Raw genomic sequence first — 25,685 nt, forward strand, 5'->3', positions numbered from 1 at the left:
GAAATCCCGTCCGGCGCGGGGTCCGGCCTCGTTCGCGGGAAGAATCCGGTCAGGCCGCTTCCGGCCGCCTGACCATCTCGCCTTATTGAAAAACACATAGTGTAATGGTAAGATTAAACGTAAAGTAATTCGGGCTTTGTATACGTATGATCCTGTCCTTTGGATGAAAGGGCGGTTTTTAGTGGTAAATCACGACATTACTGAAACAGCAATCAGAAGGAGTTTGAATAATTTGACTATAACGTTTCAAGATTTCCAATTAAGTTCTGATCTCATGAAATCAATCAATCGTATGGGATTTGAAGAAGCAACACCGATCCAGGCACAAACGATTCCGCTCGGACTTTTAAATAAAGATGTCATCGGACAAGCGCAAACAGGTACAGGTAAAACAGCTGCGTTCGGTATACCCCTTGTTGAAAAAATGAACCCCGAGTCTCCTAATATTCAAGCAATCGTAATCGCGCCAACCCGTGAATTAGCCATTCAAGTATCTGAAGAGTTATATAAAATCGGACAAGATAAGCGTGCGAAAGTACTGCCTATTTACGGCGGCCAGGATATCGGACGTCAGATCCGCGCATTGAAGAAAAACCCGCATATCATCGTAGGTACGCCGGGGCGTCTTCTTGACCATATCAACCGCCGCACGATCCGTTTAAACAACGTGAACACGGTTGTCATGGATGAGGCTGATGAAATGCTGAACATGGGATTCATTGATGACATTGAATCCATTCTCTCAAACGTGCCGAGCGACCACCAAACGCTCTTATTCTCAGCAACAATGCCTGCGCCGATCAAACGGATCGCAGAGCGTTTCATGACTGAGCCGGAACACGTAAAAGTAAAAGCGAAAGAAATGACTGTGTCCAACATTCAGCAGTTCTACTTGGAAGTGCAGGAGCGCAAAAAATTCGATACGCTGACTCGTCTTCTTGACATTCAGTCTCCGGAACTTGCGATCGTATTCGGACGTACGAAACGCCGTGTCGATGAGCTTGCTGAAGCCCTGAACCTTCGCGGATATGCGGCCGAAGGAATTCACGGCGACTTAACGCAGGCGAAACGTATGGTTGCGCTTCGTAAATTTAAAGAAGGTGCGATCGAAGTGCTTGTAGCGACTGACGTTGCCGCCCGCGGACTTGATATCTCAGGCGTTACCCACGTTTATAACTTTGACGTGCCTCAAGATCCTGAAAGCTACGTTCACCGTATCGGAAGAACGGGCCGTGCAGGAAAAACGGGTATGGCGATGACGTTTATCACACCGCGTGAGAAAAACATGCTTCGCGCGATCGAACAAACGACAAAACGCAAAATGGACCGCATGAAAGAGCCGACGCTTGACGAAGCATTAGAAGGTCAGCAGCAGATGACGGTTGACCGTCTGCGCACGGCGATCAGCGAAAACAACCTGAACTTCTACATGACGGCAGCTGCGGAATTGTTAGAAGATCATGATGCAGTGACAGTTGTGGCTGCAGCCATTAAAATGGCGACAAAAGAGCCGGACAGCACGCCTGTACGCCTCACTGATGAAGCGCCGATGGTCAGCAAACGCTATAAAAACCAGCGTACTTCTAAGCGCAGAGACGGCCAAGGCGGCGGCTACCGCGGCGGCAAAGGGAAAACCAACAACCGTTCTTCCTACGATAAAAAACGCTCAAGCGACCGCCGTTCTTCAGGTGACAGACGCCAGAAAAAATCATACTAAAACACAGGAAGCGGACCCTTTTACGGGGTCCGCTTTTTTTTGATATGCCGGAAAGTGAATCTTTTTTGCAAATCAGCCGTATTTGTATGTATGATAAAAAATGGGAGGTAGGTATGTTGAGAGCACAGCCAAAAAATCGAATCAGTCCAAGCGGCTTAAAAGTCTGGCGTCTTCAGGAAATCATCCTGTCCGCCTTCTGTCTTCTGGCCGTTATAGCAGCAGCTGTTTTAAGCCATTTCTTCCATTGGCCGTATTGGATCACCGGAGTCCTCGGCATCATTTGGATCTTCGGTTCAGTGATATCCGTCTATGCCATACCGAAAATCAGGCACAGGATCTGGCGCTATGAAGTCCATGAAAATGAAATTGATATTCAATCCGGCATTTTTATTGTCAAACGGGTCATTGTGCCGATGGTGAGGGTGCAGCACGTAGATACTTCACAAGGCCCGCTCCTCAGAAGGTACCGTCTGGCCTCAGTCAAAATCTCCACGGCGGCAACCGTTCATTCCATTCCGGCGCTTGATATGGAGGAAGCTGACCGGCTGAGGGATTCCATTTCCCGTCTGGCAAGGGTGACGGAAGATGATGTCTGAGCCGAAACGTCTGCACCCGGCGGCCGTGATTTTGAACTTATTCCATATTATTATCGAAACCATTAAAAACATTATTCTGCCATTTTTTCTCGTCTATATTGTTAATTCCAACCACTTCATCCGCTTTTACGGAGGCATTGCGCTCGCCGTCCTGCTTATCTGGCTGATTACGGCAAGTGTGATCGAGTGGAGAAAATTTACATACCGGATTGAGGACGGAGAATTCAGAATTGAAGAAGGCTTGTTTTTTACGAAAAAGAGATACATCTCCATTGACCGGATTCAATCAATGAATACGAGTGCCGGCATCATTCAGCAGCTTTTTAAGCTTGTTAAGCTTCAAATCGAAACGGCCGGCGACGGGAAAAACGCCGAGGCCGTCTTATCCGCCATTACTGTGGAAGAGGCGGAACGGATCAGAGCGGCTGTTTTTCAGCAAAAAGCGGAGCAAGAAGAACGAGGGGAGACCGAAGCAGAGCAGGAGCCGATGCGCAGGGAAGATGTGCAATCCGTTTACCGCCTGTCTGTGGGTGAGCTGCTTATGGCCGCCTCAACATCCGGGGGAATCGGTGTCATCATCTCAGCGGTATTCGCCCTCTTTTCTCAGATTGATGAAGTACTTCCGATGGACTGGCTCTATGACAGGTTTTCTTTTCTCAAGCATGCGAGCATCGGTATATACGCCGTGATCATTTTCATAGGATTGTTCATCGCCTGGCTGTTAAGCATCGCCGGTATGATGATCAAGCATGCCAACTTTAAGATAGAAAAAAAAGAACACGAATTGGTCATTACCAGAGGAATTATTGAAAAACATCAAGTGACGATCCCGCTCCGTAAAATCCAAGCCATTAAAATGAAAGAAAATGTGATCAGGCAATTATTCGGATACGCGACGGTTGCGATTGTCAGCGCCGGCAGTGCGGGGAATGAGAAAGAAGGAGCACAGACGATTCTGTTTCCGATCATCCGCAAATCAAAGCTCGGAGTGATGCTGAACGGTTTCACACCGGATTACGTGCTGGAAGAAAACCGGAATCATTTGCCGAAAAGGGCGCTGCGCCGGTATTTATTCCGATCCATAATCTTCTCGGTTTTCGTGATCATCCCGCTTTGTATTCTGTTTAAACCGTGGGGATATGCATCGCTCCTTGTGCTTCCCGTCGAAATAGTGCTTGGATATGCCTCGTTTAGGACAGCGTCATGGTGCATCAACGGCGGCAGGCTTCAGATCACCACGAGGCTTATCGGGAAGACGACCACGATTATGCTGAGAAGAAGAATGCAGATGTTTGAAGTCAGCCGCTCCTTTCTGCAAAAAAGAAGGCGGCTCGCATCTGTGGCTACCGCAGTGAAATCAGCTCACCACATGGAGCATGTCATGCTGAAGGATGTCAGCGAGGAAGATGCCGAACGCATCGGGCGCTGGTATTCATATGAAAAAGCGGACGGTTAATACCGCCGCTTTTTTTGCTGCACGCATAAAAAGGAAAGCAAAAATCCGCCTGCCAGTCCGAACAAATGCGCCATAATGTTAATATTAGAGTTGATAAACGTCGACAGCACCGCGATGATAAGCAGGGTCATAATCATTTTCGACTGATCCCGGCCGATCAGCTCCTTGCGGAAAACAGTCAAAAACACATACACGCCGAAAAGTCCGAAGATCGCGCCGGATGCGCCGACATGCACATAATCAAGCGGTTCGGCAAGATACGTGCCGATATTGCCGATGATGCCCGATGCGATGTACACAATCAGAAAACGGACTTTTCCGAGCATCTGCTCAAGCGGGGGCGCGAATAAAAAGAGAGACATGGAGTTAAACAAAAGGTGAGTGAAATTCGCGTGTAAAAACATCGGTGTCACCAGCCGCCACCATTCTCCCGAGGAAACGCCGTAATTATAGCCGGTCACAGCATCTGACCACATCATGACGGAATGAAGCGGCATACTGAAAAACAGCCACAAGAACGCCTGCAGCGCCAAGATACAGCTGACGGCCGGATAACGTCTGATAAAAGTCTGGAAATTTTCCGTTCGTATAAACATCGCAAGCCCCTTTGCATCTGATTTGTTACATATATAGTAACACGTTTATGACATAAACCGTTTTTTAGTACGGACTTTTAGGAGGAATTCACATGATTTTCGGAATCGGAATCGACATCGTTGAACTGCACAGAATTGAAAACATGCTCAGCCGGCAGGCGAGGTTTCCGCAAAGAATATTGACGGAGGCTGAATACGCCCGTTTTACATTGCTGTCGGGCAAAAGGAAAATTGAATTTCTCGCGGGAAGATTTGCGGCAAAAGAAGCTTTTTCGAAAGCATACGGCACAGGTATCGGCAAAGAGCTCAGCTTTCAGGATATTGAAACCGGTAACGACACGGCGGGAAAGCCTGTGCTGGCCTGCGCCAAGCTTGACGGCGCGGCGGTTCACGTCTCCATTACCCATACAAAAGAATACGCCGCGGCACAGGTCGTGATTGAAAGGTTGTCACGCTAGTCTGCATATTAGCCGGAACCCCTTCATATATTTGATAGTGCATTAAGGGAGACAAGTTGTTTGAGGCTTTTATGGTACGCGTCCGTCCGTTCAGGGCGTACCGTTAAAGTCAAACAAGCGATTTCTTCCCTTTACATCAATTGAGAAGAAGGGGTTGAAAAAAGGTGAGAAAAAGCTTTGTTTTGCTTTTAACGGGACTGCTTGCCGTCCTTATTCTTTCGGCCTGCGGCCAAAAATCACAGGAAGATATCGTGAACGGTTTAGATAAGAAGGCGAAAGAATACACCTCGTACAAAGCGAAAGCCAAAATGACCATCGAAACGGGGAGTGATCCGCAAGTATACAATGTGGAAATCTGGCATAAAAAACCTTCCCTGTACCGGGTCTATTTGGAAAATCCGAAAAAAGACCAAAACCAAGTCATCTTACGGAACGCCAACGGAGTCTTTGTCCTCACGCCGTCTCTAAATAAGAGCTTCCGTTTCCAAAGCGACTGGCCGAATAACAGCAGCCAAGTATATTTGTTTGAGTCACTTGTAAAGGACGTGCAGCATGACAAAGACGCCGTCTATTCCGCCAAAGATAAAAAGTACACGTTTGAAACAAAAACAAACTATCAGCACAACAAAATGCTGCCGACTCAGGAAATCACTTTCAACAAAAAGGACATGAGCCCATCGCTCGTCAAAGTCATGGATACAGACCGGAAAGTGATGGTAAAAGTCGAATTCAAAAGCTTTGAATTCAACAAGCCGTTTGATAAAGACTCTTTTGACGAGAAGAAAAATATGACGCTTTCCCAGATGGACGTCGCCACAAGCGCCAAGCCGTCTGATTCATTTGCGGTCAAAACACCGCTTCAAGTGCCGGCCGGCGTCAAAAAGCTTGAAGAGAAAGATATTTCAACGGCGGACGGCAAACGGATCGTCATGACTTACGGCGGAGAAAAATCATTCACCCTTATTCAAGAAAAAGCCCATATCGCAAAAGCCGCCTCTGCCGTCACGCTGAAAGGCGAACCGGTTAATCTCGGCTTCACGGTGGCCGCATTATCTGATACGTCTTTAACGTGGACATATGACGGAGTGGATTATCTTCTGTCATCACAGGATCTGACAAAAGATGAAATGGTGGCCGCCGCCAAAAGCATGCAGGGACAGTCGTCAAAATAACGTCAAAAAAGAGGCCGCCGCTGTCGGTCTCTTTTTTGATTCCATTTCACTTTGCAGAATAATTTTAGTATGATAATAACAATATGAATTGAAAATAATGCTAGGAAGTGTATCGAATGAACACAGCATCCTTTTACAGAGAAACGTGGGCGGAAATCAACCTGTCCGCGATTAAAGAAAATGTCACGCATATGAAAAAACACATCGGGCAAAACGTCCATCTCATGGCGGTTGTAAAGGCGAACGCTTACGGCCACGGAGATTTGGAAGTTGGGAAAGCCGCGCTTGAAGCGGGTGCCTCTTGTCTTGCCGTAGCCATACTGGATGAAGCGATTTCATTGAGAAAACGGGGCATTACAGCGCCGATTCTCGTTCTTGGCGCCGTGCCGCCCGAATATGTACAAGCAGCTGCCGAGTATGACGTAACACTCACGGGGTATTCTGTTGAATGGCTTCAGGAAGCTGCGCGCCACCTCGGAAGTGAAACAGTGCCGTTTCATCTGAAAGTCGACACCGGCATGAACAGACTCGGAGTCAAAACGGAGGAAGAAATCCAAAGCGTGTTAAAAATCCTCAGCCAAAATCCCGGTTTAGTCTGTAAAGGCGTATTCACCCACTTTGCTACCGCGGATGAGAAAAACAGAGATTATTTCCTCTTCCAGTTTGACCGCTTTAAAAAATTGATCGCTCCGCTCCCTTTAAAAGAATTGATGGTGCACTGCGCGAACAGCGCTGCCGGACTTCGTCTTAAAAAAGGCTTCTTTAACGCGGTTCGTTTCGGCATCAGTATGTACGGGCTTCGTCCTTCTGCTGACATCCAAAGCGAAATTCCGTTTCATTTAAAACCGGCTTTTGCGCTGCACTCTGTTTTATCCCATGTGAAAAAGATCCGCAAAGGGGAAAGCGTCAGCTACGGCGCAACATATACGGCAGAGAAGGATCAATGGATCGGAACGGTCCCCATCGGCTATGCGGACGGGTGGCTCCGCAAGCTGAGCGGCACGTCTGTGCTGATCGGAGGCAAACGGATGAACATCGCGGGAAGAATCTGCATGGATCAATTGATGGTCGAATTAGATCAATCTTATCCGCCGGGCACCAAAGTCACCCTGATCGGCGGCCAGAAGGAAGAAACGATCACGATGGATGAAATCGCAGGGCGGCTTGGGACGATTAATTACGAGGTCCCTTGTACCATTAGTTCCCGCGTTCCCCGTATGTTTTTGGAAAATGAGAGTATAATGGAAGTAAGAAATCCTTTACTGCAAGATAATACAAACAAGTAGCCGTCATCCGGAAAAAGAGAATTTATAAAACAGCTTTGCTTGACGTTTGAATAATGGTATCATTATGTCTGGATGGATGTATTGGTCGTATCCGTAAGTTTGGTGGAGGTGTATGTTTTTTGTCTGAATCCAGCGCAAGAACCGAAATGAAAATCAGCTTGCCTGAAAACTTAGTAGCTGAATTGGATGGTGTAGCGATGCGGGAGAAACGAAGCAGAAACGAACTGATATCACAAGCAGTGAGAGCGTATGTCAGCGAACGGACAACTCGCCATAACCGTGATTTGATGAGACGCGGGTATATGGAAATGGCGAAAATCAACTTGAATATCTCTTCTGAGGCTCACTATGCTGAGTGCGAAGCAGAAACGACCGTTGAGCGCTTAGTCAGCGGAGGATAATCATTTTGATTGTAAAGCGCGGCGATGTTTATTTTGCTGATTTATCTCCTGTTGTTGGCTCAGAGCAAGGCGGCGTACGCCCGGTTTTAGTGATCCAAAATGATATCGGAAATCGCTTTAGCCCGACTGCTATTGTTGCAGCCATAACAGCCCAAATACAGAAAGCGAAATTACCAACCCACGTCGAAATTGATGCAAAACGCTACGGTTTTGAAAGAGATTCCGTTATTTTGCTGGAGCAAATTCGGACGATTGACAAGCAAAGATTAACGGATAAAATAACTCATCTGGATGATGAAATGATGGATAAGGTTGATGAAGCCTTGCAAATCAGTTTGGCACTCATTGATTTTTAGTCATATTTTGGTTGCTCATATAGAGCAACTTTTTTTGTTTTCGAAAAACATAAGCGCTATAATAAAGAGATAATCAAACAAAATTTGTTGTTTTGTGTCGGGAGGTCAGTGAAACCCATGTCGAATCAGAAAGTGTATCAGTTCATCATTGATCAGCATGATGAACTGCTTGATACTTGGACAGCCAAACTAAAAGAAGTAGGCAATCAGGAAGACTATCAGCTTACGAATCACATATGTGAAAATATTTGTAAAGATTATATAGACATTCTTTTATTATCGACTAAAAATGACGAGGCTACGGAAGAGCAGATCAGTGAACTCGCACTGCGCGCCGTTCAGCTCGGCCTGTCACTGAAACTTCTTTCAGCCACCCTGTCAGAGTTTTGGAAACTGCTTTACGAAACGATGGTCGACCTTAATATGGCCGATCAGGACAGAGCAGATTTGATTTTGGAAATAGACAGCTTTTTCAATCCGATCAACACGGAAATCTTAAATCAGTATTCTATCTCCTGGGAAAAAACGGTTACTTTGCAAAAAATCGCGCTTCAGGAATTGTCGGCTCCGCTGATCCCGGTATTTGAGCATGTAACGGTCATGCCGCTTGTCGGGACGATTGATACGGAGCGCGCAAAGCACATTATGGAAAATCTGTTAAACGGCGTCGTGAAGCACCGTTCACAGGTTGTATTAATTGATATCACGGGCGTGCCGGTCGTTGATACGATGGTGGCGCACCATATTATCCAGGCATCGGAAGCGGTGCGGCTTGTCGGCGCGAAATGCCTGCTCGTCGGAATCCGTCCGGAAATCGCGCAGACGATCGTTAATCTGGGAATTGATTTGTCGCAGGTTATTACGAAGAATACCCTTCAAAAAGGAATTCAAACAGCGCTTGAAATGACAAATCGAAAAATCGTTTCATTGGGGGAATAACATTGTGAGACATCCAAAAATCCCGATCCTGAAACTGTATAACTGCTTATTGGTATCCATCCAATGGGAACTTGACGACCAGACAGCTTTGCATTTTCAAGAAGATCTGCTGAACAAAATCTATGAAACCGGCGCAAACGGGGTCGTCATTGACCTGACATCCGTTGACATGATCGATTCATTTATCGCGAAAGTGCTCGGCGATGTCATCACCATGTCTAAATTGATGGGCGCAAATGTCGTATTGACGGGAATTCAGCCGGCTGTGGCGGTCACATTGATTGAACTCGGAATCTCACTTGAGGAAATCGAAACAGCGCTCGATTTAGAGCAAGGGCTTGAGACATTGAAGCGGGAATTGGGGGAATAGCGATGAACGACCAATCCTGTGTGAAAATCATGACAGAATGGGATATCGTAGCCGCCAGACAGCTTGGCCGCAACGTTGCGAAGGAATTAGGCTTCGGCACGGTGGACCAGGCCAGAATCACGACGGCTATCTCAGAATTGGCCAGAAACATTTACTTATATGCAGGCAAGGGCCAGGTCAGCATAGAACAAGTAAACGACAGAGGGAAAAAAGGCCTTAAAATTATAGCAGAAGACAAAGGACCCGGAATCCCCGACATCCGTAAAGTGATGGAAGACGGCTTTTCAACGTCAGGCGGACTGGGAGCGGGCCTTCCGGGCGTCAAAAGGCTGATGGACGAATTCAGCCTGCAATCTGTTGCAGAGGAAGGAACAGAGATTCAAGCCGTGAAATGGCTTCGGTAGGAGGTTAGAACGTGGATTTCAGGGAGGTTATAGAGCAGCGGTATCATCAGCTGCTTAGCCGATATATAGCCGAATTAACAGAAACATCTTTATATCAAGCCCAAAAATTCAGCCGAAAAACGATTGAACATCAGGTTCCTCCGGAGGAGATCATCAGCATCCACCGAAAAGTAGTAAAGGAACTGTATCCGGATCTGCCGGAAGATGTTTTTCATTCGCTGGATTTTTTAATAGAAGTCATGATTGGCTACGGGATGGCTTATCAGGAACATCAAAGTCTGAGAGATATCCAGCAGGAGCTTCGTTCAGAAATTGAAATTGCCGCAAATGTTCAGCAGACGCTGCTTGGCACAAAAATTCCTGAAGAAGAAGACCTGGATATCGGGGCAATCAGCGTCCCCGCCAAACAGATGAGCGGGGACTATTATCACTTTGTCAAAGACAAGGAATCGATTAACATCGCGATAGCCGATGTCATCGGAAAAGGAATACCCGCCGCATTGTGCATGTCGATGATCAAGTATGCCATGGACTCTCTTCCGGAGACCGGCATTCACCCCTCCCAAGTGCTGAAAAATCTTAACCGCGTTGTAGAACAGAACGTGGACTCAAGCATGTTTATCACCATGTTTTACGCAAACTACAATACGAAAAATCACCAATTTACATATGCCTCTGCGGGGCATGAACCGGGCTTCTACTACTCTGAAAAAGAAAAAAAGTTTTATGATCTGGAGGCAAAAGGATTGGTGCTGGGAATTTCTCAGGATTTTGATTACAGCCAATATGAACAGCACATGGACGAAGGAGACATGATCGTTCTTTTTTCTGACGGCGTCACCGAATGCCGTACCGAAAACGGTTTCTTAGAACGCAGCGACATTCAGCGCATGCTGGAAGAACATATGGACTGCTCCGCGCAGGATATGGTCAAAAATATTTACGACAGCCTGCTGAGACTCCAGGACTTTCAGCTTCATGACGATTTTACGTTAATTGTTTTGAAAAGAAAGGTTTAAAAAAACAGCAGCACGGGTAAAAAGCCATTAGCACGAGTAAGGATAACTTTCAGAGGTGATACGATGAATTTAACGGTAGATATGAAGGAGAATCTTTCAGATATACAAATCAATATCGCTGGAGAAATCGATGTATACTCAGCTCCGGTGGTTCGTGAAAAGCTGATGCCCCTGGCAAACGAGGGGAAGGACATGAGAATCTGCTTAAAAGATGTAAATTATATGGACAGTACGGGTTTAGGCGTTTTTGTAGGCGTGTTTAAAACGGTGAGCAAGGAAGGCGGCTCTCTGAAGCTTGAGAATCTTTCCGACCGGCTCGTCCGTCTGTTTGAAATTACGGGGCTTAAGGACATCATCGACATTTCGGCAAAGTCAGAAGGTGGCGTGCAATGAGTACATCAGTTGATTATATAGAGATGAAAATTCCGGCCGAACCGGAATATGTAGGAATCGTCAGGCTTACGTTATCAGGGGTCGCAAGCAGAATGGGCTATACTTATGATGACATTGAAGATTTAAAAATCGCTGTCAGCGAAGCTTGTACAAACGCTGTCCAGCATGCATACAACGATGAAAATAAGGGAGAAGTATCCGTGCGGTTCGGTGTGTTTGAGGATCGGCTGGAGGTCATTGTCGCCGATCAGGGAGACAGCTTTGATTTTGATCAGAAGCAGCAGGATCTCGGGCCGTACACACCTTCGCACACAGTCGATCAATTGTCAGAAGGAGGGCTCGGTCTGTATTTAATGGAAACGCTCATGGATGAAGTCAAAGTTCAAAGCAACTCTGGCGTAACCGTGGCGATGACAAAGTATTTAAATGGGGAGCGAGTTGATCATGGCACAACCATCAAAAACTACGAAACTAACTAAAGATGAAGTTGATCGGCTCATACGCGACTTTCAAACACATGATAATAAAGAAGCCCAGGAAACACTCGTCGAGGTGTATACCAATCTCGTCGAAATGCTGGCAAAGAAATATTCAAAAGGAAAAAGCTTTCATGAAGATCTCCGCCAGGTCGGGATGATCGGACTTCTCGGAGCCATTAAACGGTATGATCCCGAGGTCGGCAAATCCTTTGAAGCATTTGCGATTCCGACCATCATCGGCGAGATCAAACGCTTCCTCAGAGATAAAACATGGAGCGTACACGTCCCGAGACGGATTAAAGAACTCGGGCCGCGCATTAAAATGGCGGTGGATCAGCTGACGACAGAGACGCAGCGGTCGCCGAAAGTCGAAGAAATCGCAGCCTTTCTCGATGTGTCAGAAGAGGAAGTGCTTGAAACGATGGAGATGGGAAAAAGCTATCAGGCGCTGTCTGTCGATCACAGCATCGAAGCGGATGCGGACGGAAGCACCGTCACGATTTTAGATATCGTCGGGTCGCAGGAGGAAGGATACGAACGCGTCAACCAGCAGATGATGATCAAAAGCGTGCTTCATGTGCTGTCCGACCGCGAAAAACAGATTATCGATCTAACATTTGTGCAAAATAAAAGCCAAAAAGAAACAGGGGACATTCTCGGAATATCTCAAATGCACGTCTCGCGCCTGCAGCGGAAAGCGGTGAAAAAACTGAGAGAGGCCTTGATTGGAGATCCCTCCATGGAGCTAATGTAATGATTCAGGTTGAAGAAAATGAACATGTTCAAACTCTTGTATACCAATTAAATAAAGAAGGCAAGTCCATATGCGGCGACAGCTTTTTTATGAAGGCGAATGAAGAAGAATTAGTTTGCGCGGTAGCGGACGGTCTCGGCAGCGGATCTCTTGCCAACGAATCCTCGTCAGCCATTAAAGACATCGTGGAAACGTATGCGGATGAGGATGTGGAAAGCATCATTGAGCGCTGCAATCAAGCGATGAAAAACAAAAGAGGGGCGACTGCCTCCATCTTAAAAATCAATTTCATCAAAAGGGAATTGACATACTGCTCGATCGGCAATGTCCGTTTCTTCCTGCACTCCCCATCAGGCGAAGTCTTTCATCCGCTGCCGATTTCGGGTTACCTCTCAGGCAAACCGCAAAGATACAAAACGTATACGTCATCATACGATAAAGGGGCGAGGTTCATCATCTACACGGATGGGCTTGAGGTTCCGCATATCCGCACCTGCTTAAAGCAGGGACACTCAATAGAAGATATATCAAAATCACTTCATCCGTACACAACATCCAGACGTGATGATTTGACCTATATTCTAGGGCAGCTTTTATCGTAAGGCTGCTTTTTTTATGTTCCGCCGTTTTTTGATACACTAGAGAAAGAATGAAGAGATGGAGGCTTTTGTGATATGGAAACGTTAGCCCTTTTGAAAAAACAAATTGCTGAAGAAACAGCGTTATCCCAAAAACATGTCGAAAGTGTCATCCGCCTGCTGGAAGACGGCAATACCGTCCCGTTTATTGCGCGGTACCGAAAAGAGCAGACCGGCTCAATGGACGAGGTGCAGATTCAGGCAATCTCCGAGCGGTGGCAATACATACAAAACCTGACGCAGCGGAAAGAAGAAGTCATCAGATTGATCTCTGAGCAGGACAAGCTGACGGAAGGGCTGAAGCAAAAAATCGAACAAGCGGTCAAGCTTCAGGAAGTCGAGGATTTATACCGTCCCTTCAAACAAAAACGGAAAACAAAAGCCACCGTCGCCAAAAGCAAAGGCCTTGAACCGCTTGCGGACTATATACTTTCTCTCCCGAAAGAAAACCGCCTTCACGACATCGCTGATCAATATATCAGTGCAGAAAAAGAAGTCGCTTCAAGAGAGGAAGCCATCGAAGGCGCGAAGCACATCATAGCCGAACAAATCTCGGATGATCCTCATTTCAGAAAGTGGATTCGCCAGGAAACGTATAAAAAAGGAATTCTCACTTCCGCAACAGGCAAGTCAGCCGCAGATGACGAGAAAAACGTCTATGAAATGTACTACGAGTACGAAGAGCCGATCCAAAAGGTCGTTCCTCACAGAGTGCTTGCGATGAACCGCGGTGAAAAAGAAGGCATTTTAAAGATTGCGATCGAACCGCCCGCCGATCAGATAAAAGCTTATTTAGAAAAGCAAATCATCAAACACCGTGAAACGCCTGTGAAAGAAACGCTGAAAGAAGCCATTGAGGACGGGTACAAACGCCTGATCCAGCCGGCTATTGAGCGCGATATCCGCAAAGAGCTGTCAGAAAAAGCAGACGCGCAGGCGATTCATATTTTCGCTGAAAACCTGCGTAAGCTCCTGCTGCAGCCGCCGATGAAGGGGAAAGTTGTGCTCGGCGTCGATCCGGCCTTCCGTACGGGGTGCAAACTGGCAGTTGTTGATGAGACGGGAAAAGTGTTGAAAATCGACGTCATTTACCCGCACGCTCCTGTAAAAAAGACAGCGGAAGCCCGAAAAAAAATCAAAGAATTGCTGGACCGGTACGAAGTCGAGGTTGTGGCGATCGGAAACGGCACGGCATCACGGGAGACAGAGCAATTCGTCGTTGATGTGCTGAAAGAAACAGAGCGGGACATTTATTATGTCATCGTCAATGAGGCCGGAGCAAGCGTGTATTCCGCGTCAGAAATCGCCCGTGAAGAATTTCCGGATTTTCAGGTCGAAGAGCGCAGCGCCGTCTCCATCGCGCGGAGGTTGCAGGACCCGCTGGCCGAGCTTGTAAAAATTGATCCTAAATCCGTCGGCGTCGGGCAATACCAGCATGATGTCAGCCAAAAGCATTTAAATGAATCACTCCGTTTTGTCGTAGAGACCGTCGTCAACCAAGTCGGGGTGAATGTCAATACAGCATCAGCCGCGCTGCTTCAATATGTAGCCGGGTTATCCAAAACCGTTGCCGGTAATATCGTTAAAAAAAGGGAAGAGCTCGGAAAATTTACAAATCGCAAAGAGCTGAAAGAAATCCCGCGTCTCGGCGCAAAAACATATGAACAGTGCATCGGCTTTTTGAGAGTGCCCGGGGGACCGGAGCCGCTCGACCGCACCGGGATACACCCGGAAAGCTATAAAGAGACAAAGGCGCTGCTCAAAAAACTGCAGCTCACTGCGGATCAGATCGGAAGCGCGGACGTAAAAGAGAAAATAAGCGCATTGCCGCTGTCTGAAACGGCTGAAGAGCTTGGTATAGGGGAATTTACACTTGCGGATATTTGCGGGCAGCTGACAAGGCCGGAGCGAGATCCTCGTGACGAAGTGCCGAAGCCTTTGCTGAAAAAAGACGTTCTGCAGCTTGAGGATTTAAAGGAAGGAATGGAATTGCAGGGCACCGTCCGCAACGTTGTAGATTTCGGCGCTTTCGTCGATATCGGCGTCAAACAGGACGGGCTTGTGCACATTTCAAAACTGAGCAATCAATACGTCAAACATCCTCTCGACGTCGTATCGGTCGGAGACATCGTCACCGTATGGGTCGAAGGGGTGGACGTGCAAAAAGGCAGAGTGTCGCTGTCTATGGTAAAATAAAAGCACTGCTTACGAGCAGTGTTTTTTTCTGTAGAAATACCAGCACTGGTTCAGCAGTTTGATTTGGTAATTGTCCTTTTCTAAAAACGCTTTTTGCATTTGTTTCATCAGCCAATTCGGCATGGCTCATTCCTCCTCAGCTTTTAGTTAGAGGTCGGTTTTAACACATTGTATGCGAACGGTGAATTGTCCCGTTCAATGTTTTTAAAGCGGGGTGCACATATGGATAACGAACAACTTCAAAAGCTGACGGAAGACATCTCTGCACAGGATTTCGGAAAACCGTTCCGTCATCGGGCCTTTTTCAATGACCGGCTGAAAACGACAGGCGGTCGGTACATGCTGTCTTCCCATAACATCGAATTAAACCGAAAATATCTTCTCGAACACGGGCAGAGCGAGCTGGAAGGAATCATTAAACACGAGCTGTGCCATTACCACCTTCACCTTGAAGGAAAAGGGTACAAGCACAGAGACAAGGACTTCAGAGAACTGCTTCAGAAAGTCGGAGCGCCGAGATTCTGCACGCCGCTGCAAACCAAAAAGACACAAAAGAAAACATATATGTATAGATGCGCGGCCTGCGGCCAACAGTATATAAAGAAGCGGGCAATGAACCCGGAAAGATATGCCTGCGGAAAATGCAGAGGGAAAATCAAAAGAATTTTTTAAAAAGGCTTGACTCACTTTAATGTTCTATGTTAAATTATAAAAGTCGTTGAGAGACAACGACACTTTCTTAAAAAAATAAATGTTGCTTCTTGACACAATATGTCGCATCATTTATAATGAAGAAAGTCTGATTATTCCACAGTAGCTCAGTGGTAGAGCTATCGGCTGTTAACCGATCGGTCGCAGGTTCGAATCCTGCCTGTGGAGCCATATGGAGAAGTACTCAAGTGGCTGAAGAGGCGCCCCTGCTAAGGGTGTAGGTCGCGTAAGCGGCGCGAGGGTTCAAATCCCTCCTTCTCCGCCAGATAAGTTCTCAACCAGACGGCCCGTTGGTCAAGCGGTTAAGACACCGCCCTTTCACGGCGGTAACACGGGTTCGAATCCCGTACGGGTCACCATTTACCTTCGTTGGGCTATAGCCAAGCGGTAAGGCAACGGACTTTGACTCCGTCATGCGTTGGTTCGAATCCAGCTAGCCCAGCCATTTTATTTAAAAATTTTGAATCACTTTTAGAGCGAGCCATTAGCTCAGTTGGTAGAGCATCTGACTTTTAATCAGAGGGTCGAAGGTTCGAGTCCTTCATGGCTCACCACTTGTCACGCGGGTGTGGCGGAATTGGCAGACGCGCTAGACTTAGGATCTAGTGTCTTACGACGTGGGGGTTCGAGTCCCTTCACCCGCACTTTCTTTTCGAAGTGCTGATCATCATCACTAGCTTATATGCTTAGTGGAAAGACAGCTTCATAGCACGCGGTCGTGGCGGAATGGCAGACGCGCTAGGTTGAGGGCCTAGTGGGTGAATAACCCGTGGAGGTTCAAGTCCTCTCGGCCGCATCAATGATACCAAGGGTTTTGACTCCCTTGGTATTTTTTATTTCTTTTAAAAAAATGTGTTTTGTGACCAAAAGTGTCCACTAACTTATAGTAAGTCGTCTAATTTGTTAGCCATTTCTTTCTGTTTGTTAGGATATAAATGGCCATATACGTCAATCGTTGTTTTCACTGAAGCGTGACCTAGACGTTCTTTTATTGTGATGTAGTCTTCACCTTGATTTATTAAAAGAGCAACATGTGAGTGTCGAAAATCATGTAATCTGATTGGCTCTAGGTCGGTGTCTCTGCAAAAATATTTTATCTTTCGGCTGAAAATATCCTTTGATGATGGTGTATCCTTATATTGAAATACATAAGTGTTTTCTGAATGAGGAATCATCAATGATTTGAATAATTCTTTTTGGTGTCGTTTCCAATGTTCTAATAGATGTAATAATTTTTGGTTTATACTTATACGCCGGAAGCCATTCCTTGTTTTTGGTTTAGTAACAATAAATTCACCTTTTATAAGAGTGGCTGACTTTCGAATATCCAGTTCCATTATGTAGGGGTCTATATCGTTCCATTGCAAAGCTAACATTTCGCCGCATCTTAATCCTGTCAGGTAAGCTGTTGTATAAAATGTTTTAAATAATAGTTGATCGTCAGGAATGAAACTGATAAATTTTTTGAATTCTTCAGGTCTCCAAAACTTCATTTTTTTATGGTTTAGAGGTAATCTCTTAACTTTGCCACAAGGGTTTTCTTTTATCACATCTTCATTTATTGCTTTTTCAAATAATTGGCTCAATGTAGCTAAAAGGTTATTTACTGACTTGTTACTCAATTTTTTTTCAATAAGATGTTTTCTGAATTCAATGATCTCATTGTGTGTAATTCTTTTAATATCTGCATGTTCAAAATAATCTCGTATATGTTTGTTGATTGTGTATAACTGTACACTATGATAACCCGGTTTACTTGAGTCCAGACATTACGATGTCAATTTATTGTAGCAGGTAATTTAATTGATTCTTTGGAGTTTGAAATGGCTTTACAGCAATTTTTAAAGGCTTTAGATATTGCTGAGGATATAAAAATTCATCATTTGATTGGTATGTCTCACATGAATATTGGAATTTGTTATGAGGAATTAAAGGATTACGATAATGCTGCTAATCATCTGGACTTATCAATTAAGATTTTTGAAAAATCTGAACAAAGTTTTTTAACGAAAGCTTTATTTGCTATGGCTCATGTTGAGGCGAAAAGAAAAAATTTTAATGTTGCTCAGGAGTATTACTTGCAGGGTAAAGAGGTAGCTGAAAAGAATAAGGATAAGGAATACATAGCAAAGTTTAAAATTTTGGAAGGACTTTATTTTTCTAATGGTGAATATCATTTAATTAATGAAGCATTTTCTTATCTTACAGACAGAAAAATGTTTGCTGACGTTGAAAATTTTGCAACCGAAATTGGGCATTATTTTCATCATCGGGGGAATTTAGAGCTATCAAATGAGTATTATCGTATTAGTATTGAGGCGAGACGAAAAATAAAGAAAGGAGAGATTATAAATGAAGATCAGCCGAATTCTATTGACAGTAATGGTGTTAAGTAGCATCTTAGCATTTACTCACTTTTCAGATACAGACAATGCTTCAAATGGTGGTTTCAATATTGCAGCAGACCGAGTTGGTGCATAAAGAGGTAGGGGGATTAGAACCCTTCCTCTTTTATTTGAACGAAATACTGAAATAGTGTCCTTACTTCAACCATATTGAAGGATTTAGAGGTTGCTTGCTTTGTCGTAAATTATTCAGTACGCAAATGAAAGGTCTATGGCGTATTTTTCAAAATAAGTGCAATTAGAAGACCTTGTATTAAAAAAAGGGGCGTTGCCTTTTTGAAAGAGAAAGCCTCTTTTATTGAGTAACGAGAGACTTTCAATGAATATAATCATACACATTTTTAACTAACAGCAAGCAGGTTACCACAATGAATAAAGTACGCACATAACTACTACCTCTTCTAATTGCAAACTTTGAGCCACAAACTGCGCCAGCAATTTGTGCAAGTCCCATTAGCAAACCATATGTATAGTTGACTTGCCCTAGGTACATAAACATCAGCAAGCCAGCAATATTACTGCCGAAATTCAAAAACTTTGCATTGCCTGCTGCTTTTAAAAAATCAAATCCGATCATTAAGAAAGCAAACATTAGTAATGAACCTGTTCCTGGTCCGAGAAATCCATCGTAAAAACCGATTGCAAAAATTAAAAGGATAAAAATAATAAAATGGCGGACAGATAGTTTTTTATAGGTTGAGATACTTCCCCAATCCTTTTTAAGGATGGTATAAACTGCGACAGCTGCCAGCATAACCAGCATTAAAGGTTTAAGCAATTCGGGGTCCATTAAATGGACTGTCCATGCCCCGGCCATAGAACCGATGAAAACGAGTGGGAATAACTTGGAAATGGATTTGAAGTCAATCTTTCCAGAACGGTAAAACATAAATGTACTTGTTAATGATCCTATTGTTCCAGCTAATTTGTTTGTAGCAACAGCCTGAGCTGGGGTCAATCCTAAGAATAACAATGTAGGTAATGCGATTAATCCGCCTCCTCCTACAACAGAATCAATAAACGCAGCAAAAAAACCAAAACAAATGACAAGCAGCACTGTGTAAATGTTAATGTCCTCCATAACTTTTCCTCCTTAGAAAGTTTGAAATGGTTTTAAGCATATCCTTATTTCTGCTTTTTCTGTCTTACGGACTTTCAGAATTTAGCCTATCTTACGATTATCAGAATTGGTAAACTATACAAGAGAATCGTAAACCGTGATGATTTCTTCAAAACAAGCTTTTGTTACCTTTAGCTTGTTAGCAAAATCCCTGCTTGTTATTAGACAATTCACCCACAATGGATAGCATCTCGAAAAAAGTGATTTCTGTTCAGTTGTAAGATAATATAGCGTTTCTAAAGAACAGGTAGTTTTCATAACAAAATCCCCTTGAAAGTTTATATTAAGCCAACCAAGGTTGGAATTAGTGTATAGTATTAAAAGAATTTGAGATAATCATTTATTTATATCATCAGAAAAAGAGAGCCTAGCATAAGGCCCTTTTTCCCAAGTATTTTAAATCATTTGTACAATGATTCTATGGGGGTGTCTCCTTCTAAAAGCGTTACGATTTTTCTGTATGCTCTCTCGTTTCCAATTGATGCTTCTATAACGCGTGCCACATCTTCTCGGGATATACGAGAGGTCTCTGAACCAGCAGGGTCAGTGGTTATCTTTCCAGTTCCTCTTTCGTCAGAAAGAACACCTGGTCGTAAGATGGTGTAGTTCAGATTACTTTCTTTAAGAATTCTATCAGCATAATGTTTCGCAATAAAGTAAGGTTTCATACTCTCTGGTTTCCAATAATCCCGCCGGTCTGAATCAATGCTGCTGACCATAATGAATTGCTTTACGGCATTTTTTTCAGCTGCCTCAACAGCCTTTGCTGCTCCATCTAAATCGATCATAAGTGTTTTATCTGGACCTGTATGTCCGCCAGATCCTGCTGTGAAGACAACAACATCAATCCCTTTGATGGCTTCGGTTATTGTTTCTATATCGTCTTCTAAATTTAGGTGAATTGGTTGAACAACTTTATCCTCAAAGTAAGAAAATTGCTCTTCTTTCCTTAATCCGACGGCTACATCATGTTCCTTTTTTTCGTTCAAGACATTGACTAGATTTTTACCAACTTTCCCATTCGCTCCAATAATGAATACCTTGCTCAAATTAATCCCTCATTTCAAAAAAATTTAGCATAACTTCCCAAGAAGAACTTGAAGTTAGATTTTCCTTCTTTTGTTTCCAATATCCCATGTAAATACAAATGTATCAAATTATATGCTTGCTGCATACATATAATTAATGATTTGAGTAAAAAGTCTGCTTGTCATATACTTAAAAAAGAATATACTTGAGCGACTGGTGGGAAGTTAAGTTATGAATACAAATGAGTTCATGGATCAGTGGTTATCGCTGGATACTATACAAAATACAATAAAAAAGGAATTGGAAAGCATATTACAGGCTGAATTCAGCCTTTCGATTAAAGAGTTCTATGTTCTTTATTATCTTTCTAAGTCACCGGACAAAAGCCTTAGGCTGCAACAGTTGCAGGAAAAGATAGGTTTAAGCCAAAGTGCTCTTTCCAGACTGGTGGGGAACATGGAGGCCAACAGTTGTGGTGCCTTAGAGAAACATATTTGTTCAGATGATCGCAGGGGCACCTATACCAGATTGACGGAACTGGGGGAAAATAAACTTCAGAAAAGCCTTCAGGTTTTCCATGAGATCTTACAAAAGCATTTAAAAACGCATAACTTGGATACAATAGTGAAAGAGCTAATAAATGAACTATAAACAGCTTTATCTGTCAAAGGGCTTGAAATTTTAAAAGCTCTTTGATTTGACTTTTTAACGATTTAGAGATAAATTGTATGCATGATGCATGCATATTTTATTTTATATGTATGACACATACATTTATTTTAAGAAGAAAGGATGTTTAAACATGCAAGATCTATTTAGTACTTTTAAAATTAAGAATTTGGAGCTGAAGAACCGCGTTGTCATGTCTCCGATGTGTATGTACTCTGTCGACAAGAAAGACGGTGTTGCAACTGATTGGCATTATTTGCACTACGTAAGCCGTGCAGTTGGTGGAACTGGGTTTATCATGATTGAAATGACTGATGTAGAACCTGATGGAAGAATTTCCGACTATGACTTAGGTTTGTGGTCCGATGAACAAATCCCGGCACTTGCAAGAATTGTCGAAGCTATTCATAAGCATGGAGCTAAAGTGGGGATCCAGATTGCGCATGCTGGTCGTAAAGCTGAAGATGCAGATGTACCGGTTGCACCTTCCGCAATCCCTTTTGATGAGAAATCTAAAACACCAAGAGCGCTTTCAACCGAAGAAGTGAAAGGAATGGTAGAAAAATTTCGTTTAGCGGTAAGACGTGCAATCAAAGCTGGTTTTGATACGATCGAAATCCATGGGGCGCATGGCTATTTGATTCATCAGTTCCATTCTCCACTTACAAACAAAAGAGATGATGAATATGGTAAAGACTTGACTAAATTTGGTCGAGAAATCATCCAGGCTGCTAAAGAAGAAATGCCTGCCGAAATGCCATTACTAATGCGTATCTCTGCAAAAGAATATGTTGAGGGCGGATATGGCATAGAAGAAAGCATCGAATTCGCTAAAGCCTATCAAGAAGCAGGAGTGGATATGTTTGATATCTCTTCTGGTGGTGAAGGACAGATTGCTGCTTGGGGACGACCAGGAACACACGCAGCTTACCAAGCTCCACTTGCAAGAAGAATCAAAAAAGCGTTACAAGTTCCAGTAATCGCTGTAGGAAGACTCGATGATTCAAAATTAGCTAATGCGATCATCGGTAATGAAGAAGCAGATCTTATCGCTGTTGGCCGAGGTATGCTAAGAAATCCTTACTGGACTCTTGAAGCTGCTAAGCAATTGAGAAAAGAGACATCTGTACCAAAACAGTATACTGACGGTTTCCGTTTTTAATTCATTCCAATCTATAACATAAGGAGGAATAGAAAATGAGTAAAACACCAATCAAGGATTATAACCAAATAGTTGAGGTGATCGGCAAGTATGTAGAAGGACTTGTGACTGGAAAGAAAGAAGTTATGCAGCCAGCTTTCCACGAAGATGCGACAATGTATGGATATAATTCTAATGGTTTTCTCGGAGGCACCATTAAGAATTTATGGGATTTTGTTGATGAAGCAGGCGCCGCGCCAGATCTCAAGTCAAGAATCGACATTTTAGATGTAGAAGGCACAATTGCCACAGCTCGTATTAGCCTAGAAAACGATGCTTACGGAGAGTCCTACACAGACTATCATCAGTTGCTTAAAGTTAATGGAGAATGGAAAGTGATTGGTAAGGTATTTCATTTACACGGATAAACGGGTTTGTGAAAATAAGGAATCACGTACAAAAAGGAGTTTTTTTGTCATGTCATATATTGAAGATAAGGTTGTTGTCATTACAGGTGCATCAAGCGGAATAGGTGAGGTAACAGCAAGCTATCTTGCTGAACATGGTGCAAAGGTTGTATTGGCTGCAAGAAGTGAAAATAAGCTTCAGCAGATTGTAAATCGTATTTCAAGTAATAACGGGATTGCTGTATACAAAGCAACGGACGCTACCAATAAAGAAGACGTCCAAGCCTTAATCGACTATGCTATTGAAAAATTCGATAGAGTTGACACGCTAATCAACTGCGCTGGTCTCATGTTGTTTTCCATGTGGGACAATGCGCATGTAGATGAGTGGGAAAAAATGATTGACTTAAACCTGAAAGGTACTCTGTACGGTATTGCAGCAGTACTGCCGCATATGAAACAGCAAGGAAAAGGACAAATCATAAATGTTGGATCTATTGCAGGACATGCAGTAGGAAAGGGGCATGGTGTCTATAGCGCAACAAAGTTTGCTGTGAAGGCAATAACTGAAAGCTTGCGCAAAGAGGTATCTGTTAAGTATAACATACAGGCATCCATGGTTTCCCCTGGTGTTATAGCTACTAATTGGCAGGATACTGTCACAGACAGCGACGTGAAAGGTGTATTGAATAACCTGGATGAAGTAGCTATTGATGTAGACCATGTCGCGAAGACAATTGCTTTTGTTGTCGATCAGCCTTCTGATGTATTGATAAATGATGTATTTGTTACACCTACTGCTCAACAGTGGTAAGCTCTATAAACCCGTTTAAACATATCTTTTTGAGTTTAAACGGGTTTCTTTATAGTTGGGAATATCATTTGTTTTTCTTTTTTTAGACGTATTAAGCCCCTTTAGGAATACCCATGAAGAGACACGAGTGACATATGTATAACTACACAATATTCAGTGGATTACTGTCTCGAAAACAGTGCCCATTTTGTGCCCAAAATGAAAGATGAAAATGAGTGTAATGAATGACATCAAATACTTGAAATAATAGGATTTTGTAACTGATAATATGTTTTCACTAGGTTGAGGGCCCAGCGGGTGAATAACCCGTGGAGGTTCAAGTCCTCTCGGCCGGTCCCAATGATACCAAGGGTTTTGACACCTTTGGTATTTTTTGTTTATGCGGAAAATATGGCCTTTAAAAAGGACTTACTCACCAAAAATCACCAGTTACTTAAGGTAGTGTATTTTCATTAACTTATTTACCAAGTAATCATAATACTAAGATCAAAATTGCTGCAGATAGGGCAGGGGCATAGGTCACTCAAATAATTAAAAAAGCTTAATCTTTTTTTGGATTAAGCTTTTGATAAAAAAACGATACGAAAAGAAGGAAAGCGAAATACTCACTATTAGAGAATGGCATAGATTCATGAAAAAATCTAAACTAACATAGAAAAATTCGAAAAGCATCAGAAAGAAACAAGTTATCACTTTTTAAAGCATGCAATTATATTTCTTAATCAAGGTATGTGTTGAATTAGTATTTCATTAATATAGCACAAGCAGTATACCCAGCACCAATCGACCAAAATATAATATAATCTCCTCGTTGAACTTTTCCGCTTTCCACTGCTTTTTGTAAAGCGATAAAAGGACTGCTCGTCCCAGTGTATCCGTATTCGTCACCAATCACAAACAACTTATCAGGATCTTCTTCTATTGGCTGCAACATATTATTGACAGCATCAAAAGACACTTGGGTGCAGAAATATTGTTTTATATCTTTAGTCGTTAAACCATGTTTGTCCAGCAAACTTGTAATTTGAGTCGTTCCGTAATCAAATACTCTTCCGCAGCTTAAATTGCTTGCCCATACAAACAGCTTTTCCTCTTTAGGAATATTTTCATTTAAAATGTTTGACATACCACATGCAGGGAAGACCAATTCTTTATAGTAATGCGAATCTGTATTATAAGAGGAGTCCAAAACGCCCAGCCCTTCTGCATTTACTTTTTCAAGAATGATCGCACAAGAAGCATCTCCAAAATTGCCATAAGAAAACGGGTCGTGTTTTTCAGCATAGTGGAACATTCTCTCTGATCCAACAATTAAGGCATATTTTGAATCTGGATTGCCAAGTAAGGCTTTAGAAACCTGATCTAATGAAACAACCATCCCTACACAAGCGGAGTTTGCGTCATAAACCACTGCTTCTCGTTTACCATGGATCTCATTATGAACAATGAGTGAATTAGGAGGAAATAAATATTCAGGAGTTCCAGAGGAAAATACAAGAAGATCAATATCTTCTCCAGATAAGTTTGCCTTTGCCAAAGCTGCTTTTGAGGCTTCTATGGCCATAGATAATGTAGTCTCTCCATCCTCAGTGATATATCGATCTTTTTTACCGATTTTTTTCAAGAAGTTTTCTACTTCTTGTTCATCTTGCCCAATAGAAGTAAAATGCTTTAGCATTTCTTTATTGGTTACTTTTCTTTTGGGATGGTACATTGCTAATTCTTTGATGACTACACTTTGAACGGTCATTTAGAATAATCTCCTTAGTTGTGTGATTTGTCTAACTTTTTAAAGTATTATAATGTATGCTTTTAGAAAAAGTAAATAAACTTCGTGAAAATGTTGACTGAATATTTTGAGGGACTCGAATAACAAAGAAGATACCAAACTATATTGGTATCTTCTTTGTTTTTGCATCAGAGTCAAATCATTTTATATTGATGCTGCTGATCAATGGTTTGTTCTTCTCGCCTCCTATTTTTTGCAATCGAGATTTGAATAAATCACTTATATCTAGAAAATTAAACAAATTCACACAAAAAAGGACAAAATACTCTTTACAAATTAATACAGATAATTGATGTTTTTTGTAATCAACCCTTATTTTATGACGAATATATGAATATTTTGTCACATTGTAAAAGATTTATTTGTTATA

27 protein-coding genes, 7 tRNA genes and 2 pseudogenes are annotated in these 25,685 nt (G+C 43.2%); 30 read left to right on the top strand and 6 right to left on the bottom strand.

Features of this window, described 5'->3' with window-relative positions:
- Positions 1–232: 232 nt before the first annotated feature.
- The 3 genes from cshA to SB724_RS17400 all read left to right on the top strand — a co-directional run bounded on the left by cshA (position 233) and on the right by SB724_RS17400 (position 3,769).
- Positions 233–1,717, top strand: coding sequence for a degradosome RNA helicase CshA (gene cshA / locus SB724_RS17390; RefSeq protein ID WP_410564713.1), 1,485 nt, complete (start codon positions 233–235; stop codon positions 1,715–1,717).
- Positions 1,718–1,833: 116 nt separating this feature from the next.
- Positions 1,834–2,313, top strand: a complete 480-nt coding sequence (locus tag SB724_RS17395) for a PH domain-containing protein (RefSeq protein ID WP_007410226.1) — start codon at positions 1,834–1,836, stop codon at positions 2,311–2,313.
- Positions 2,303–3,769 (top strand): PH domain-containing protein, encoded by a 1,467-nt coding sequence (locus tag SB724_RS17400; RefSeq protein WP_410572122.1) that lies wholly within the window; start codon positions 2,303–2,305, stop codon positions 3,767–3,769. The genes SB724_RS17395 and SB724_RS17400 overlap by 11 nt, the downstream gene beginning before the upstream one ends.
- Here SB724_RS17400 and SB724_RS17405 read toward each other — a convergent pair.
- Entirely contained in the window at positions 3,766–4,365 is a 600-nt protein-coding gene (locus SB724_RS17405) for a rhomboid family intramembrane serine protease (protein ID WP_003156193.1), read from the bottom strand. The two genes, SB724_RS17400 and SB724_RS17405, sit on opposite strands and share 4 nt — an antisense overlap.
- A 92-nt stretch (positions 4,366–4,457) precedes the next feature.
- On the opposite strand from SB724_RS17405, the gene acpS reads away from it, so the two are divergent.
- From acpS to SB724_RS17475, 14 genes are all read left to right on the top strand, one after another.
- Positions 4,458–4,823, top strand: a complete 366-nt coding sequence (acpS, locus tag SB724_RS17410; protein WP_410572125.1) for a holo-ACP synthase — start codon at positions 4,458–4,460, stop codon at positions 4,821–4,823.
- A 164-nt stretch (positions 4,824–4,987) separates the two neighbouring features.
- Positions 4,988–5,995, top strand: a complete 1,008-nt coding sequence (locus SB724_RS17415; RefSeq protein ID WP_007410230.1) for a LolA family protein — start codon at positions 4,988–4,990, stop codon at positions 5,993–5,995.
- Between the two features lie 116 nt (positions 5,996–6,111).
- Positions 6,112–7,281, top strand: a complete 1,170-nt coding sequence (gene alr, locus SB724_RS17420) for an alanine racemase (RefSeq protein WP_045206846.1) — start codon at positions 6,112–6,114, stop codon at positions 7,279–7,281.
- Positions 7,282–7,400: 119 nt separating this feature from the next.
- A complete protein-coding gene (gene endB, locus SB724_RS17425; RefSeq protein ID WP_003156188.1) occupies positions 7,401–7,682 on the top strand; it encodes a type II toxin-antitoxin system antitoxin EndoAI in 282 nt (93 codons plus the stop codon).
- Between the two features lie 5 nt (positions 7,683–7,687).
- Entirely contained in the window at positions 7,688–8,038 is a 351-nt protein-coding gene (gene ndoA / locus SB724_RS17430; RefSeq protein WP_003156187.1) for a type II toxin-antitoxin system endoribonuclease NdoA, read from the top strand.
- Positions 8,039–8,155: 117 nt separating this feature from the next.
- Positions 8,156–8,977 carry an STAS domain-containing protein gene (locus tag SB724_RS17435; protein ID WP_003156182.1) on the top strand — a complete coding sequence of 274 codons (822 nt, stop codon included), beginning with the start codon at positions 8,156–8,158 and terminating at the stop codon, positions 8,975–8,977.
- 4 nt (positions 8,978–8,981) lie between these two features.
- Positions 8,982–9,347 carry an RsbT antagonist protein RsbS gene (gene rsbS, locus SB724_RS17440; RefSeq protein ID WP_007609584.1) on the top strand — a complete coding sequence of 122 codons (366 nt, stop codon included), beginning with the start codon at positions 8,982–8,984 and terminating at the stop codon, positions 9,345–9,347.
- Positions 9,348–9,349: 2 nt separating this feature from the next.
- The gene (locus tag SB724_RS17445; RefSeq protein WP_003156178.1) at positions 9,350–9,751 is read left to right on the top strand and encodes an anti-sigma regulatory factor; all 402 of its coding nucleotides are present in this window, start codon (positions 9,350–9,352) and stop codon (positions 9,749–9,751) included.
- A gap of 11 nt (positions 9,752–9,762) precedes the next feature.
- Positions 9,763–10,770, top strand: coding sequence for a PP2C family protein-serine/threonine phosphatase (locus tag SB724_RS17450; protein WP_007609589.1), 1,008 nt, complete (start codon positions 9,763–9,765; stop codon positions 10,768–10,770).
- A gap of 63 nt (positions 10,771–10,833) precedes the next feature.
- Positions 10,834–11,163, top strand: a complete 330-nt coding sequence (rsbV, locus tag SB724_RS17455; RefSeq protein ID WP_003156176.1) for an anti-sigma factor antagonist RsbV — start codon at positions 10,834–10,836, stop codon at positions 11,161–11,163.
- Positions 11,160–11,642: an anti-sigma B factor RsbW gene (gene rsbW, locus SB724_RS17460; RefSeq protein WP_007609591.1), complete on the top strand. Its 483-nt coding sequence runs from the start codon at positions 11,160–11,162 to the stop codon at positions 11,640–11,642. Before rsbV ends, rsbW begins: the two co-directional genes overlap by 4 nt.
- Entirely contained in the window at positions 11,608–12,396 is a 789-nt protein-coding gene (sigB, locus tag SB724_RS17465; RefSeq protein ID WP_003156171.1) for an RNA polymerase sigma factor SigB, read from the top strand. Before rsbW ends, sigB begins: the two co-directional genes overlap by 35 nt.
- The gene (rsbX, locus tag SB724_RS17470; protein ID WP_095061574.1) at positions 12,396–12,998 is read left to right on the top strand and encodes a phosphoserine phosphatase RsbX; all 603 of its coding nucleotides are present in this window, start codon (positions 12,396–12,398) and stop codon (positions 12,996–12,998) included. Before sigB ends, rsbX begins: the two co-directional genes overlap by 1 nt.
- 72 nt (positions 12,999–13,070) lie before the next feature.
- The gene (locus SB724_RS17475) at positions 13,071–15,230 is read left to right on the top strand and encodes a Tex family protein (protein WP_410572128.1); all 2,160 of its coding nucleotides are present in this window, start codon (positions 13,071–13,073) and stop codon (positions 15,228–15,230) included.
- A 9-nt stretch (positions 15,231–15,239) separates the two neighbouring features.
- On the opposite strand, the gene cmpA is transcribed toward SB724_RS17475, so the two are convergent.
- Positions 15,240–15,353, bottom strand: a complete 114-nt coding sequence (gene cmpA / locus SB724_RS17480) for a cortex morphogenetic protein CmpA (RefSeq protein ID WP_003156164.1) — start codon at positions 15,351–15,353, stop codon at positions 15,240–15,242.
- A gap of 99 nt (positions 15,354–15,452) precedes the next feature.
- Here cmpA and SB724_RS17485 point away from each other — a divergent pair, with 99 nt between their 5' ends.
- The 8 genes from SB724_RS17485 to SB724_RS17520 all read left to right on the top strand — a co-directional run bounded on the left by SB724_RS17485 (position 15,453) and on the right by SB724_RS17520 (position 16,737).
- On the top strand, positions 15,453–15,902 hold the full coding sequence (locus SB724_RS17485) for a SprT family protein (protein WP_202735240.1): 450 nt from the start codon (positions 15,453–15,455) through the stop codon (positions 15,900–15,902).
- A gap of 135 nt (positions 15,903–16,037) precedes the next feature.
- A tRNA-Asn gene (locus tag SB724_RS17490) sits at positions 16,038–16,112 on the top strand.
- 3 nt (positions 16,113–16,115) lie between these two features.
- A tRNA-Ser gene (locus SB724_RS17495) sits at positions 16,116–16,206 on the top strand.
- A 19-nt stretch (positions 16,207–16,225) separates the two neighbouring features.
- Positions 16,226–16,300: transfer RNA gene (locus tag SB724_RS17500), tRNA-Glu, on the top strand.
- 11 nt (positions 16,301–16,311) lie between these two features.
- Positions 16,312–16,386, top strand: a tRNA-Gln gene (locus SB724_RS17505).
- A 33-nt stretch (positions 16,387–16,419) separates the two neighbouring features.
- A tRNA-Lys gene (locus tag SB724_RS17510) sits at positions 16,420–16,495 on the top strand.
- 8 nt (positions 16,496–16,503) lie between these two features.
- Positions 16,504–16,585 (top strand) — tRNA-Leu (locus SB724_RS17515).
- Positions 16,586–16,653: 68 nt separating this feature from the next.
- A tRNA-Leu gene (locus SB724_RS17520) sits at positions 16,654–16,737 on the top strand.
- A gap of 85 nt (positions 16,738–16,822) precedes the next feature.
- Here SB724_RS17520 and SB724_RS17525 read toward each other — a convergent pair.
- A pseudogene (locus SB724_RS17525) lies at positions 16,823–17,710 on the bottom strand (tyrosine-type recombinase/integrase); the annotation flags it as partial.
- Here SB724_RS17525 and SB724_RS17530 point away from each other — a divergent pair.
- Positions 17,702–18,337 (top strand): annotated as a pseudogene (locus SB724_RS17530) (tetratricopeptide repeat protein); the annotation flags it as partial. The pseudogenes SB724_RS17525 and SB724_RS17530 sit on opposite strands and share 9 nt — an antisense overlap.
- A 325-nt stretch (positions 18,338–18,662) precedes the next feature.
- On the opposite strand, the gene SB724_RS17535 reads toward SB724_RS17530, so the two are convergent.
- Positions 18,663–19,427: a sulfite exporter TauE/SafE family protein gene (locus SB724_RS17535; RefSeq protein WP_410572131.1), complete on the bottom strand. Its 765-nt coding sequence runs from the start codon at positions 19,425–19,427 to the stop codon at positions 18,663–18,665.
- Positions 19,428–19,867: 440 nt separating this feature from the next.
- Positions 19,868–20,515, bottom strand: a complete 648-nt coding sequence (locus tag SB724_RS17540) for an SDR family oxidoreductase (protein ID WP_410572133.1) — start codon at positions 20,513–20,515, stop codon at positions 19,868–19,870.
- A gap of 211 nt (positions 20,516–20,726) precedes the next feature.
- Here SB724_RS17540 and SB724_RS17545 point away from each other — a divergent pair, with 211 nt between their 5' ends.
- From SB724_RS17545 to SB724_RS17560, 4 genes are all read left to right on the top strand, one after another.
- Positions 20,727–21,146, top strand: a complete 420-nt coding sequence (locus SB724_RS17545) for a MarR family winged helix-turn-helix transcriptional regulator (protein ID WP_101670025.1) — start codon at positions 20,727–20,729, stop codon at positions 21,144–21,146.
- Between the two features lie 151 nt (positions 21,147–21,297).
- Positions 21,298–22,326, top strand: a complete 1,029-nt coding sequence (locus tag SB724_RS17550) for an NADH:flavin oxidoreductase/NADH oxidase (RefSeq protein WP_410572135.1) — start codon at positions 21,298–21,300, stop codon at positions 22,324–22,326.
- Between the two features lie 35 nt (positions 22,327–22,361).
- Entirely contained in the window at positions 22,362–22,733 is a 372-nt protein-coding gene (locus SB724_RS17555) for a nuclear transport factor 2 family protein (RefSeq protein WP_101670027.1), read from the top strand.
- A gap of 49 nt (positions 22,734–22,782) precedes the next feature.
- Positions 22,783–23,526 carry an SDR family oxidoreductase gene (locus SB724_RS17560; protein WP_410572138.1) on the top strand — a complete coding sequence of 248 codons (744 nt, stop codon included), beginning with the start codon at positions 22,783–22,785 and terminating at the stop codon, positions 23,524–23,526.
- Positions 23,527–24,265: 739 nt separating this feature from the next.
- Here SB724_RS17560 and SB724_RS17565 read toward each other — a convergent pair.
- Positions 24,266–25,276 carry a ketoacyl-ACP synthase III gene (locus SB724_RS17565; protein ID WP_410572140.1) on the bottom strand — a complete coding sequence of 337 codons (1,011 nt, stop codon included), beginning with the start codon at positions 25,274–25,276 and terminating at the stop codon, positions 24,266–24,268.
- Positions 25,277–25,685: the final 409 nt, after the last annotated feature.

Origin of the sequence: Bacillus sp. SIMBA_031 (assembly GCF_046535225.1) — a bacterium.
Taxonomy (GTDB): domain Bacteria; phylum Bacillota; class Bacilli; order Bacillales; family Bacillaceae; genus Bacillus; species Bacillus velezensis.

Excerpts from the sequence above, each read along its gene's own strand:
- SB724_RS17400 (WP_410572122.1), top strand. The coding sequence starts at position 2,303 with ATGATGTCTGAGCCGAAACGTCTGCACCCGGCGGCCGTGATTTTGAAC.
- SB724_RS17405 (WP_003156193.1), bottom strand. The coding sequence starts at position 4,365 with ATGTTTATACGAACGGAAAATTTCCAGACTTTTATCAGACGTTATCCG.
- acpS (WP_410572125.1), top strand. The coding sequence starts at position 4,458 with ATGATTTTCGGAATCGGAATCGACATCGTTGAACTGCACAGAATTGAA.
- alr (WP_045206846.1), top strand. The coding sequence starts at position 6,112 with ATGAACACAGCATCCTTTTACAGAGAAACGTGGGCGGAAATCAACCTG.
- SB724_RS17435 (WP_003156182.1), top strand. The coding sequence starts at position 8,156 with ATGTCGAATCAGAAAGTGTATCAGTTCATCATTGATCAGCATGATGAA.
- SB724_RS17445 (WP_003156178.1), top strand. The coding sequence starts at position 9,350 with ATGAACGACCAATCCTGTGTGAAAATCATGACAGAATGGGATATCGTA.
- rsbV (WP_003156176.1), top strand. The coding sequence starts at position 10,834 with ATGAATTTAACGGTAGATATGAAGGAGAATCTTTCAGATATACAAATC.
- rsbW (WP_007609591.1), top strand. The coding sequence starts at position 11,160 with ATGAGTACATCAGTTGATTATATAGAGATGAAAATTCCGGCCGAACCG.
- sigB (WP_003156171.1), top strand. The coding sequence starts at position 11,608 with ATGGCACAACCATCAAAAACTACGAAACTAACTAAAGATGAAGTTGAT.
- rsbX (WP_095061574.1), top strand. The coding sequence starts at position 12,396 with ATGATTCAGGTTGAAGAAAATGAACATGTTCAAACTCTTGTATACCAA.
- SB724_RS17475 (WP_410572128.1), top strand. The coding sequence starts at position 13,071 with ATGGAAACGTTAGCCCTTTTGAAAAAACAAATTGCTGAAGAAACAGCG.
- cmpA (WP_003156164.1), bottom strand. The coding sequence starts at position 15,353 with ATGCCGAATTGGCTGATGAAACAAATGCAAAAAGCGTTTTTAGAAAAG.
- SB724_RS17485 (WP_202735240.1), top strand. The coding sequence starts at position 15,453 with ATGGATAACGAACAACTTCAAAAGCTGACGGAAGACATCTCTGCACAG.
- SB724_RS17535 (WP_410572131.1), bottom strand. The coding sequence starts at position 19,427 with ATGGAGGACATTAACATTTACACAGTGCTGCTTGTCATTTGTTTTGGT.
- SB724_RS17545 (WP_101670025.1), top strand. The coding sequence starts at position 20,727 with ATGAATACAAATGAGTTCATGGATCAGTGGTTATCGCTGGATACTATA.
- SB724_RS17550 (WP_410572135.1), top strand. The coding sequence starts at position 21,298 with ATGCAAGATCTATTTAGTACTTTTAAAATTAAGAATTTGGAGCTGAAG.
- SB724_RS17555 (WP_101670027.1), top strand. The coding sequence starts at position 22,362 with ATGAGTAAAACACCAATCAAGGATTATAACCAAATAGTTGAGGTGATC.
- SB724_RS17560 (WP_410572138.1), top strand. The coding sequence starts at position 22,783 with ATGTCATATATTGAAGATAAGGTTGTTGTCATTACAGGTGCATCAAGC.
- SB724_RS17565 (WP_410572140.1), bottom strand. The coding sequence starts at position 25,276 with ATGACCGTTCAAAGTGTAGTCATCAAAGAATTAGCAATGTACCATCCC.